The following is a 10,715-nucleotide window of genomic DNA, read 5'->3' as shown; positions in this document are numbered from 1 at the left end:
CCCAGCCCCTCTCCCAGAGGGAGAGGGGAGCAGTTTCAGAAGAACGCCTGAATGCCGGTCTGCGCGCGACCGAGGATCAGCGCGTGCACATCGTGGGTGCCCTCGTAGGTGTTCACCACCTCCAGGTTGACCAGGTGCCGGGCCACGCCGAACTCGTCGCTGATGCCGTTGCCGCCCATCATGTCGCGCGCCATGCGCGCCACGTCCAGCGCCTTGCCGCAGCTGTTGCGCTTCATGATCGAGGTGATTTCCACCGCGGCGCTGCCCTCGTCCTTCATCCGGCCGAGGCGCAGGCAACCTTGCAACGCCAGGGTGATCTCGGTCTGCATGTCAGCCAGCTTCTTCTGGATCAGCTGGTTGGCGGCCAGCGGCCGGCCGAACTGCTGGCGGTCGAGCACGTACTGACGTGCGGTGTGCCAGCAGAACTCGGCGGCACCCAGCGCGCCCCAGCTGATGCCGTAGCGGGCACTGTTCAGGCAGGTGAACGGGCCCTTCAGCCCACGCACGTCGGGGAAGGCGTTCTCTTCCGGGCAGAACACGTTGTCCATGACGATCTCGCCGGTGATCGACGCGCGCAGGCCGACCTTGCCGTGGATCGTCGGGGCGGACAGCCCTTCCCAGCCCTTCTCCAGCACGAAGCCGCGGATTTCGCCGGCGTCATCCTTGGCCCAGACCACGAACACATCGGCGATCGGGCTGTTGGTGATCCACATCTTGCTGCCGGACAGGCAATAGCCGCCGTCGACCTTCTTCGCCCGGGTGACCATGCTGCCCGGGTCTGAGCCATGGTTCGGCTCGGTCAGGCCGAAGCAGCCGATGTATTCGCCACTGGCCAGCTTGGGCAGATACTTCTGTCTGGTCGCCTCGTTGCCGAACTCGTAGATCGGCACCATCACCAGCGACGACTGCACGCTCATCATCGAGCGGTAGCCCGAATCGATGCGCTCGACCTCACGGGCGATCAGCCCGTAGCACACGTAATTCAGGCCACTGCCACCGTAAGCCTCAGGAATGGTCGCGCCGAGCAGCCCTGTTTCGCCCATCTCGCGAAAGATCGCCGGATCGGTCTGCTCATGGCGGAAGGCTTCCAGCACCCGCGGTGCCAGCTTGTCAGCGGCAAATTGCGCGGCGCTGTCGCGCACCATGCGCTCTTCTTCGGTCAGCTGCTGATCGAGCAGCAGCGGGTCGATCCAGTTGAAGCTTGCTTTGCCGGCCATTCGGGGCTCCTCTTGTTGTCTTCGGCGCCGCGGTCACGCGGGCGGGATGAGCTGATCCTAGGCGCCGCGACGGCGCGTCGCAAACGAGGATTTCGCACCAAACTGTGCGTTTTTCTCACTCCGAGATAAGCTCTGCGTCCATTAGCAGGCTTATTCCATGAGGTCTTTGCATAATGCGTCGCAAGATTCCCAGCACCGCCGCGCTGATCGCCTTCGAGGCCGCCGCCCGTCACGAGAGCTTCACCCGCGCGGCCGACGAGCTGGCGCTGACCCAGAGCGCGATCTGCCGGCAAATCGGTGGGCTGGAGGAATTCCTCGGCCTGGCGCTGTTCCGCCGTTCGCGACGCGGCGTGAAGCTGACCGCCGCCGGCCAGTCCTACGCCCGCCGCATTGCGGCGCAGCTGGACGCGGTGGAGCGCGACACGCTGTCGGTGATGGGCCAGCAAGGCGCGATGAGCCTAGAGCTGGCCGTGGTGCCGACCTTCGGCACCCAATGGCTGGTGCCGCGCCTCAGGCATTTCCAGGCGCTGCATCCGGAGATCACGGTGAACCTGACCAACCGCACCCGGCCCTTTCTGTTCGCCGATACCGAGTTCGATGCTGCCATCTACTTCGGCGATGCCGACTGGTCCGGTACCGAGGCGCACTACCTGATGCCCGAGGACCTGCAGCCAGTCTGCAGTCCGGCCCTGCTGCGCGATGGTCAGCCGTTCACGACCCAGGCCCTGGCCGAACTGCCGTTGCTGCAGCAGACCACCCGACCCTACGCCTGGCGCCAGTGGTTTGATTCGTTGGGGTTGAAAGTCGCCCGCGACATGACCGGACCGCGGCTGGAGCTGTTCTCCATGCTGGCGCAGGCGGCCGAGCATGGCATGGGGGTGGCGCTGATCCCGCCGTTCCTGATCCAGCGGGAACTGGCCGAGGGACGGCTGGTGCTGGCGCATCCGCACGCCTATCGCAGCGAGACGCGGGCGTATTACCTGATGATTCCGGAGCGCAAGGTGGAGTCGGCGGGGCTGGTGGCGTTTCGGGACTGGTTGAAGGAGGAAGCGAGGGATTGGCGGGAGTGGGCAAGCTCCTAACGAACTCATCGCCGCCCCAAGAGAACCAGGCAGCTAACCTTAATAGGCAGCCACTTATGGCCGTGCCGCTACGACAGGCTCAGGAATAAAGCCTTCGGCCGTCAACGTACGAATGACGCCCCGAAGCAGGTAGTTGTTCGTGAAGCCCAGTGTGTACTGACGGGAGTTGGGCTGGATCGGGACCAGCATTCGTCTGTCCACCAGTTTCTTGATTTGATAGGTCCGCTGCGGCCCGTTCAGGTCCGGCATCGCATCCGCTAGGTCTCCAGACTTCGCCACGCCGCTGTCAGTGTCCAGAAGTCGACGAAGAATTGAGTGCTCCTGGCCGGTGATGTGTTCTCTCTCGCGAGAGAAGGCGAGTGCCGGCTGCAGGATTCTGGCTTTAAGGTAGCCATAGTCGCACAGCCGATCGACCTTGCTCAGCTCTGTGAGGATGCCTTGGAGTACGTAGATACACCACCGTTCCAGGCCTTGCTGTGTACCGCGATCAGCCTCGCCCAGCATCTCGTAGTAACGCTCACGATCATTGCAGAACACTGCAGTGGGGTTCAGCAGTCGACCGCCGGCGGAGACATCGAATCCATACTTGATGAGCATCAGGTACGTCAACAAACGAACCACCCGCCCATTGCCATTGGTGAACGGGTGAATCCATCCGAATCGGTGGTGCGCGAGCGCCACTTTCATAAGGTGGTACTTCTGCGGATCGTGCGCATTGATGAACGCCACCAACTCATCCATGTACCCACCAACTTGCACGGCGTCCGGCGGGAGGTGCTCCGATTGCGCAATGCGAACCTGGGTCGTCCTGAGCTGACCGGGAGTCCGGTCTCCCTCTCTGTCGAGCCCCCCTACAGTAATGGCGTGCAATTCTCGAACGAGATGTAGGCTGACGTCGTCTCCTTCCTTGAAATGCTGCTCGATGAAGCTCATGGCTCTCTCGATGTTGGAGATTTCGCGCAGTTGGTCGGTAGCCGTGTCATCTCCCTCCATCTTGCTTTCCACATAATCAGCGAGGGTTGTGTGGTTGCCTTCAATGCGCGCAGATCCGAGGCTTTCCAGGATGTGGAAAACGTTCTTGAGCTGGAAGAAAAGGCTTGCTGGAGTCGTCCCCGCCAGCCTGTAGCGGCGTAGGTGCTCCAGCTCATTCAAGACATCGACAAGTGGTGAGTCGAAGGCTGGATTGAGGAGAGCCAAGTCGTAATGAGTGAAATTCGGCATGTTGAAAATCTCCAACCCGCTCAACAATTAAGTCGACACAATGCCACGCAAACCCGCAAAAATACCAGCCAACGCCATGATTCAACCCACACCACAAGTCAACTCATGCATTCAGCGAACTTAAATTTGAGTTACGACCAAGTCAAAGCTGATCCGCTCAGGCATGGACGCTCTAAGCGGTTTTCCACCCTACGGTTCTTGGCCGGACATGAGAAGGTGACGCGGCAGGGTCACATCTTCTTTCTCGGCTTCAGATACTTCATCAACCCCTGAAACCACATCACCAGCGCCGGATTCCCCTGGATCTGGATGTCCTTGTTCTGAATCCCCTGCATGAACGCCAGCTGCTTGTTCTTCGCGGTCATGGTGGCGAAGCCGTAGGCGGCATCCTTGAAGCCAAGCGAGAACGCTGGCTCGCTCGCCGGGCCGCGCCTGCTGGTGACGCGCTGGTTCTTCACCACGAAATGCCGGGCGACCTTGCCGTCCAGGGTGTGTAGCTGGAAGCTCAGGTCCTTGTCGCCCAGCTGCTGCTGGAACTCGGGATTGGTGCGGCTGGCCTTGGCCATCAGGCGGCCAAGCATCCAAAGCAGAAAGCAGAATTTCATGTTGAGGTACCGACCGGTATGGGAAAAGGCCGCATTGTAGTGGCTTGGTCGGCGGGAGGAAGGACGGGTACGAATGGGTCCGGGGCGGACCAGGCAGTCAGGTTGACCCGGAGCCCGTTGGCTCCGGGTTGGCGCAGCGTCAGTTGACCGCGTCTTTGAGCATCTTGCCCGGTTTGAAGGCGACGGTATTGCTGGCCTTGATGGTTACCGGTTGCCCGGTTTGCGGGTTGTTCCCGGTGCGGGCACCACGGTGGCGCTGAACGAAGGTGCCGAAACCAACCAGGGTCACGCTGTCCTTGCGGTTCAGCGCGTTGGTGATTTCATCCAGCACGGCGTTGAGTACGCGATTGGCCTGGTCCTTGGACAGATCGGCCTTCTCGGCAATGGCTGCGGCGAGTTCCGGTTTACGCATTGGGAGCCTCTGAGACGTTTTTGTTGTTGTGTCCGTACTGTTCACAAGAACAGCGCTAAAGGCGCTGCAACAGCTCTAGGCTGGGGCAGACCCATGGAGAATGGCACGGCGCTAGCACCTGCGCCAGTCCCTGTAGGCGGCTCGCCAGCTCAGCCGGGGGACTTTAGCGACAGAATTTGCGGTAGTTCCGCCAGCACTGGCGGCAGCTGCTTGTTCAGCCCTAGCCGCTCCTGCACCGCCGCGCCGGTCAGGGCGTAGCCGAGCAGCTGCCCGGAAGCGCCGAGATAGAGCGCTTTGACATCATTACCCTCGGCCTCGACGGTCCAGCTGCCGACACTATCAAGCGCAGGCAGTGAGACCACCACCGGGCATGCCGGGGTCTTTACGGTGACCGGCATGGGGCCATAACTGACAAAGGTAGGATTGCCAAACAGCGTTTTAGCCAGGGCCCGCGCACCGGCCATCAGCGGCATCACGTAGAGCAGGTTCAACCCCTCCACTTCCGCGCAATCGCCGAGGGCGTAGACGTGGGCCGCCGAGGTCTGCAGCAGGCGATCAACGACGATGCCGCGCTTGACCTCAAGCCCCGCCTCAGCTGCCAGCTCGGTGCGCGGGCGCAGGCCAACGGCGCTGACCACCAGATCGCAGGCAAGCCGATTGCCATCGGAAAGCTGCGCATGCAGGCCGTCGTCACTGCGTTCGAGGCGCTGCAGCGTTGCGCCCAGGTGGAAGCGCGCGCCGATGCCCTCCAGGCCACGCCTTACCGCCTGGGCCGCCTGCAGCGGCAGCAGGCCGGGCATGACCTGCTCGCTCGGCGCGACCAGATCGACCTCGTGGCCGCCCAGCAGCAGGTCGTTGGCGAACTCGCAGCCGATCAGCCCGGCACCGAGGATCAGCACGCGGCGCTTGCCGGCGACGGCGGCGCGGAAGCGGCCGTAATCGTGCAGGTCGTTGATCGGGAATACCGCGTCGGCGGCATCGCCTGCGACCGGCACCTGGATCGTCTGCGCGCCCCACGCCAGTACCAGATCGCGATATGAGACCGGTTCATTGCCGATCCACACGCGCCGATTCGCCGGATCGAGGCGGGTGACGCGGGTATGGATGCGAATCTCGGCGTTCAGCTGCTCGGCCATGGCACCGGCGGTGGCCATGCCCAGGCTCTCGGCGTTCTTGTTGGCGGCGAAACCGGTGGACAGCAGCGGTTTGGAATAGGAGCGCCCGTCATCGGCGGTAATCAGCAACAGCGGCGTCTGCGTGTCCAGCTTGCGGAATTCACGGGCCAGGTTGTAGCCGGCCAGGCCGGTACCGATGATGACTACAGGTGCGCTCACGTCATGTCCTCGTTTGGGTGGTTGGCGATACGGTTTTCAGCCGATGGCGATCATTTCGAAGTCCATCTTGCCGACACCGCAGTCCGGGCAAACCCAGTCTTCCGGCACGTCTTCCCAGGCCGTCCCGGGCGCGATGCCTTCTTCCGGTACGCCCAGCGCTTCGTCATAGATGTAGCCGCACACCACACATTGCCATTTCTTCATGGGTAACCTCGATGCTCTTTCGACTGCGACGCACGCTATACCAGAACAGCGCGCCGCACCAATCCCACAAATGAAAACGGGCGGCCTGAGCCGCCCGTCGCGATACCGCCAGGCTTAGCCTGCGGTACCCGCCAGCGGATCGCTGATGCCCATCACGTAGAACCCGATCAGGCCGATGGTGCCGGCCAGGATGAGGTAGTACAGGGTCGGCAGCATGGTCTTGCGCAGGGTGATCCCTTCGCGACCGAGCAGGCCTACCGTGGCCGAAGCCGCCACCACGTTGTGAATGGCGATCATGTTGCCCGCCGCCGCACCCACCGACTGCAGCGCCACCATCAGTGCACCGGACAGGCCGAGCAGGCCAGCGGTGTTGAACTGGAACTGCGACAGCATCAGGTTGGACACGGTGTTGGAACCGGCGATGAAGGCGCCCAGCGCACCGACTGCCGGAGCGAAGAATGGATAGACCGAGCCGACGCTGTTGGCCACCAGCTGCGCCATGGCCACCGGCATGGACACCAGATCGGAGCCATTGACGCCGGAGTTGATCAGGATCCGCACCATCGGAATGGTGAAGATCAGCACGAAGCCCGCGCCAAGCAGGGTCTTGCTCGACTCGGAAATCGCCGCGCCCAGCTCGCCGGCCTTCATCCGATGCAGGAAGAAGGTGATCAGCACCACGATGCAGAGAATGCCACCCGGCAGATACAGCGGCTCCAGCGTACCGGACACACCGGTCTCACCAAGGATGTCCTTCCAGCCGAAGGTGAACGACATCAGCAGCGCCTTGAAGTCCGGGAATACCCGCGACGCCACCAGCAGTGCTGCGAGGATCAGATACGGCGCCCAGGCCATCGGCACCGAAATCGGCGTCTTGCCGGCGACGTCCTCGATCTTCATCTCGATCTTGCCCATCCACTCGGATGGCCACTCGCTCGCCGGGGCGAAATCCCAGCTGTCCTTGGGCAGCAGGAAACCGGCCTTGGCCGCCGGCACGACGATGGCCAGACCGACCAGCGCACCGATCATCGACGGGAATTCCGGACCGAGGAACACACCCGCCGCGGCATACGGAATGACGAAGGCCAGACCGGTGAACACCGCGAACGGCGCAATCGCCAGACCTTCGGTCCAGGATTTGTTGCGACCGAAGTAGCGGGTCATGATGCTGATCATGATCAGCGGCATGAGAATCCCGCACAGCGCATGGATGATGGCGACGCGCGAGAAGATCAGGTGGAAGAACACCTCCCAGTTACTGCCCACCGCTGCCAGCTGCTCGCTGATACCGGTCTTGTCCAGCCCCGCACCGACGCCGACCAGAATCGGCGTGCCCACCGCACCGAAGGACACCGGCGTGGACTGCACCATCATCCCCATGACCACTGCCGCCAGCGCCGGAAAGCCCAGCGCGACCATCAGCGGTGCCGCCACCGCGGCCGGCGTACCGAAGCCCGAGGCGCCCTCGATGAAGCAGCCGAACAGCCAGGCGACGATCAGCACCTGGACGCGACGGTCAGGGCTGACGTTGGAGAAACCACGCCGAATCGAACTGATCCCCCCGGAATGTTTCAGCGTGTTGAGCAGCAGGATCGCGCCGAAGATGATCCAGAGGATCGCCGCGGTGAGGATCAGGCCTTGCAAGGTCGAGGCGATGACCCGGTTGAGGGTCATGTCCCAGGCCAGCAGGCCGATCAGCGCAGTGAGGACGAAAACCAGCGGCATGGCGTACTTGGCCGGCCAGCGAAAGCCGATCAGCAGCACACCCGCCAGCACCAGCGGCACGAAGGCCAGGATGGACAGTAGTGTTTGACTCATTTGTTGGGTCCCTGCTTTTTTGTTGTGAACCGCTTCTATTGTGTCCGGGCATGCCCGGTGCCTCGCATGAAACGCCCCCACGCGGTGCGTCTCGCGGCGCCGAGGCCGTAACCTCGACGCCAATGCTCGAAAGCCCCGGACGCCGTGGGGCGTCTGGGGCTGTTGCCCAGCACCGCATGCGCCAAGCCTCTGGCAGCACGCGGCCTCCTAGCCGGTCAGGCCTGGCTGGCCTTGTAACGCTGGCGCCAGGCGTGCAGCAGAGGCTCGGTGTAGCCGGCCGGCTGCTCGCGTCCCTTGAACACCAGATCACAGGCCGCCTGGAAGGCCGCCGACTGAGTGTAGTCGGCGGACATGGCGCGATAGAGCGGATCGCCGGCATTCTGCTGGTCGACCACCTTGGCCATACGTTCCAGGGTTTCCTGCACCTGCTCGCGAGTCACCACGCCATGGTGCAGCCAATTGGCCACGTGCTGGCTGGAGATACGCAGGGTGGCGCGATCTTCCATCAGGCCGACGTTGTGGATGTCCGGCACCTTGGAGCAGCCGACGCCCTGCTCGACCCAGCGCACCACGTAGCCGAGGATGCCCTGGCAGTTGTTGTCCAGCTCCTGCTGCTTCTCCTCGGCGCTCCACTTGTCCTCGGCGACCACCGGGATGGTCAGCAGGTCGTTGAGCAGTTGATCGCGCTCGGCGGCCAGATCGACCTTTTCCAGCTCGCTCTGCACGGTCTGCACGTTCACCTGGTGATAGTGCAGCGCATGCAGGGTGGCGCCGGTCGGCGACGGCACCCAGGCGGTGTTGGCACCGGATTTCGGATGGCCGATCTTCTGCTCGAGCATGGCCGCCATCAGGTCCGGCATGGCCCACATGCCCTTGCCGATCTGCGCCTTGCCGCGCAGGCCGCAGGCCAGGCCGACCAGCACGTTGTTGCGCTCGTAGGACTGGATCCACGGAGTGGACTTCATGTCGCCCTTACGCAGCACAGGGCCGGCTTCCATGCAGGTGTGCATCTCGTCGCCGGTACGGTCGAGGAAGCCGGTATTGATGAAGGCCACGCGGTGCTTGGCGGCCGCGATGCAGGCCTTGAGGTTGGCGCTGGTACGGCGCTCCTCGTCCATGATGCCCATTTTCAGGGTATAGCGAGGCACACCGATCAGGTCCTCGACGCGACCGAACAGCTCGTCGGCGAAGGCGACTTCCTTCGGCCCGTGCATCTTCGGCTTGACGATGTAGACGCTGCCGGTGCGCGAGTTGCCCTTGCGCTTGAGGTCATGCTTGGCGATCAGGCTGGTGAACACGCCGTCCATGATGCCTTCGGGAATCTCGCGGCCGTCTTCCAGCAGGATCGCCGGGTTGGTCATCAGGTGACCGACGTTGCGGATGAAGAGCAGCGAGCGACCGTGCAATTTCAGCTCACCACCGTTGGGCGCGCTGTACTCGCGGTCCGGGTTCAGGCGGCGGACGAAGCTCGAGCTGCCCTTGGCAACTTCCTCGCTGAGGGTGCCCTGCACGATGCCCAGCCAGTTGCGGTAGGCCAGCACCTTGTCGTCGGCATCCACCGCGGCGACCGAGTCTTCGCAGTCGAGGATGGTGGAAACTGCGGATTCGACCAGCAGGTCCTTCACGCCGGCGGCATCGGTCTGGCCGATCGGGCTGTTCGGATCGATCTGGATTTCGACGTGCAAGCCGTTGTTCTTCAGCAGCACGGCCTTCGGCTCGACCGCTTCACCCTGGAAGCCGACGAACTTCTCAGGCTGCTGGAGCCCGGTGACGCTGCCGTTCTCCAGGGTGACCTTCAGTTGGCCATCCTGCACGCGGTAGGCGGTAGCGTCGGCGTGGCTGCCCTGCGCCAGCGGCGCGGCCTGATCGAGGAAGTTGCGCGCGTAGGCGATGACCTTGGCGCCACGGACTTCGTTGTAGCCCGGGCCCTTCTGCGCGCCGCCCTCTTCGGAGATGGCGTCGGTGCCGTAGAGCGCGTCGTACAGCGAGCCCCAACGAGCGTTAGCGGCGTTCAATGCATAGCGGGCGTTCATGATCGGCACCACCAGCTGCGGACCGGCCTGGGTGGCGATTTCGCTGTCGACGTTAGCGGTTTCGATCTTCACCTCACCCGGCACCGGCAGCAGGTAGCCGATGGATTCGAGGAAGGCGCGGTAAGCCGCCATGTCCTTGATCGGGCCCGGATTGGCCTTGTGCCAGCCGTCCAGCTCGACCTGCATGCGGTCGCGCTCGGCAAGCAGCTCGCGGTTCTTCGGCGCCAGGTCATGGACCAGAGTGTCCAGGCCCTGCCAGAAGGCGGCGGCTTCGATACCGGTGCCCGGCAGGACTTCGTCTTCGATGAAACGCTGCAGATTGGCCGCAACTTGCAGGCGGCCCAGGGTTACACGCTCGGTCATCAGTCGTTCTCCTTGTCTGTTCAGTTGGCCAGGGCGGCGACGCCGGCCTTGGCGATCTGGGCATCCTGCGCGGCGGTCACGCCGGAGACGCCGACCGAACCGATGACCTGACCGTCAACCACTACCGGCACGCCGCCTTCCAGCGAGCAGACCACCGGCGCGGAGAGGAAGGCGCTGCGGCCGCCATTGACCATGTCTTCATAGCCCTTGGTTTCGCGACGGCCGAGGGCCGAGCTGCGGGCCTTCTCGGTGGCGATGTAGGAGGCGATCGGCGCGCAGCCGTCCAGACGCTCCAGCGCCAGCGGATGGCCGCCGTCGTCGGCGACGACGATGGTCACGGCCCAGCCGTTGGCCTGCGCTTCGGCACGGGCGGCGGCGAGGATGGTGGCGACTTCGGTCTGGCTCAGTACGGCTTTGCTTTTCATC

10 protein-coding genes are annotated in these 10,715 nt (G+C 63.5%); 1 reads left to right on the top strand and 9 read right to left on the bottom strand.

Annotated elements, in window-relative coordinates:
- Positions 1-35 precede the first annotated feature (35 nt).
- The gene (locus LO50_RS06045) at positions 36-1,217 is read right to left on the bottom strand and encodes an acyl-CoA dehydrogenase (RefSeq protein ID WP_043218113.1); all 1,182 of its coding nucleotides are present in this window, start codon (positions 1,215-1,217) and stop codon (positions 36-38) included.
- Positions 1,218-1,390: 173 nt separating this feature from the next.
- Between LO50_RS06045 and LO50_RS06040 the strand changes: the two genes are divergently transcribed.
- Positions 1,391-2,299, top strand: a complete 909-nt coding sequence (locus LO50_RS06040) for a LysR family transcriptional regulator (RefSeq protein ID WP_044314431.1) — start codon at positions 1,391-1,393, stop codon at positions 2,297-2,299.
- A gap of 54 nt (positions 2,300-2,353) precedes the next feature.
- On the opposite strand, the gene LO50_RS06035 is transcribed toward LO50_RS06040, so the two are convergent.
- The 8 genes from LO50_RS06035 to LO50_RS06000 form a co-directional block, all read right to left on the bottom strand.
- Positions 2,354-3,520, bottom strand: coding sequence for a Fic family protein (locus tag LO50_RS06035; protein ID WP_044314430.1), 1,167 nt, complete (start codon positions 3,518-3,520; stop codon positions 2,354-2,356).
- A 230-nt stretch (positions 3,521-3,750) separates the two neighbouring features.
- Entirely contained in the window at positions 3,751-4,125 is a 375-nt protein-coding gene (locus LO50_RS06030; RefSeq protein ID WP_044314429.1) for an SCP2 sterol-binding domain-containing protein, read from the bottom strand.
- Positions 4,126-4,264: 139 nt separating this feature from the next.
- Positions 4,265-4,537 (bottom strand): HU family DNA-binding protein, encoded by a 273-nt coding sequence (locus LO50_RS06025; RefSeq protein WP_044314428.1) that lies wholly within the window; start codon positions 4,535-4,537, stop codon positions 4,265-4,267.
- A 149-nt stretch (positions 4,538-4,686) separates the two neighbouring features.
- Positions 4,687-5,871 carry an NAD(P)/FAD-dependent oxidoreductase gene (locus tag LO50_RS06020; protein WP_044314427.1) on the bottom strand — a complete coding sequence of 395 codons (1,185 nt, stop codon included), beginning with the start codon at positions 5,869-5,871 and terminating at the stop codon, positions 4,687-4,689.
- 36 nt (positions 5,872-5,907) lie between these two features.
- Positions 5,908-6,075, bottom strand: coding sequence for a rubredoxin (gene rd, locus LO50_RS06015; RefSeq protein ID WP_003283319.1), 168 nt, complete (start codon positions 6,073-6,075; stop codon positions 5,908-5,910).
- Positions 6,076-6,189: 114 nt separating this feature from the next.
- Positions 6,190-7,893, bottom strand: a complete 1,704-nt coding sequence (locus tag LO50_RS06010) for an L-lactate permease (protein ID WP_044314426.1) — start codon at positions 7,891-7,893, stop codon at positions 6,190-6,192.
- Positions 7,894-8,108: 215 nt separating this feature from the next.
- Positions 8,109-10,289, bottom strand: coding sequence for a malate synthase G (locus LO50_RS06005; RefSeq protein WP_044314425.1), 2,181 nt, complete (start codon positions 10,287-10,289; stop codon positions 8,109-8,111).
- Between the two features lie 20 nt (positions 10,290-10,309).
- Positions 10,310-10,714 carry a heme-binding protein gene (locus LO50_RS06000; RefSeq protein WP_015278494.1) on the bottom strand — a complete coding sequence of 135 codons (405 nt, stop codon included), beginning with the start codon at positions 10,712-10,714 and terminating at the stop codon, positions 10,310-10,312.
- Position 10,715 lies beyond the last annotated feature (1 nt).

This window comes from Stutzerimonas stutzeri (assembly GCF_000935215.1).
Lineage (GTDB): Bacteria > Pseudomonadota > Gammaproteobacteria > Pseudomonadales > Pseudomonadaceae > Stutzerimonas.
Note: the sequence above shows the minus strand (reverse complement) of the source record. Positions and strands in the feature narration are given on the sequence as shown.

Coding starts and splice junctions, on each gene's coding strand:
- LO50_RS06025 (WP_044314428.1), bottom strand. CDS start 4,537: ATGCGTAAACCGGAACTCGCCGCAGCCATTGCCGAGAAGGCCGATCTG.
- LO50_RS06000 (WP_015278494.1), bottom strand. CDS start 10,714: ATGAAAAGCAAAGCCGTACTGAGCCAGACCGAAGTCGCCACCATCCTC.
- LO50_RS06010 (WP_044314426.1), bottom strand. CDS start 7,893: ATGAGTCAAACACTACTGTCCATCCTGGCCTTCGTGCCGCTGGTGCTG.
- LO50_RS06040 (WP_044314431.1), top strand. CDS start 1,391: ATGCGTCGCAAGATTCCCAGCACCGCCGCGCTGATCGCCTTCGAGGCC.
- LO50_RS06005 (WP_044314425.1), bottom strand. CDS start 10,289: ATGACCGAGCGTGTAACCCTGGGCCGCCTGCAAGTTGCGGCCAATCTG.
- rd (WP_003283319.1), bottom strand. CDS start 6,075: ATGAAGAAATGGCAATGTGTGGTGTGCGGCTACATCTATGACGAAGCG.
- LO50_RS06045 (WP_043218113.1), bottom strand. CDS start 1,217: ATGGCCGGCAAAGCAAGCTTCAACTGGATCGACCCGCTGCTGCTCGAT.
- LO50_RS06035 (WP_044314430.1), bottom strand. CDS start 3,520: ATGCCGAATTTCACTCATTACGACTTGGCTCTCCTCAATCCAGCCTTC.
- LO50_RS06030 (WP_044314429.1), bottom strand. CDS start 4,125: ATGAAATTCTGCTTTCTGCTTTGGATGCTTGGCCGCCTGATGGCCAAG.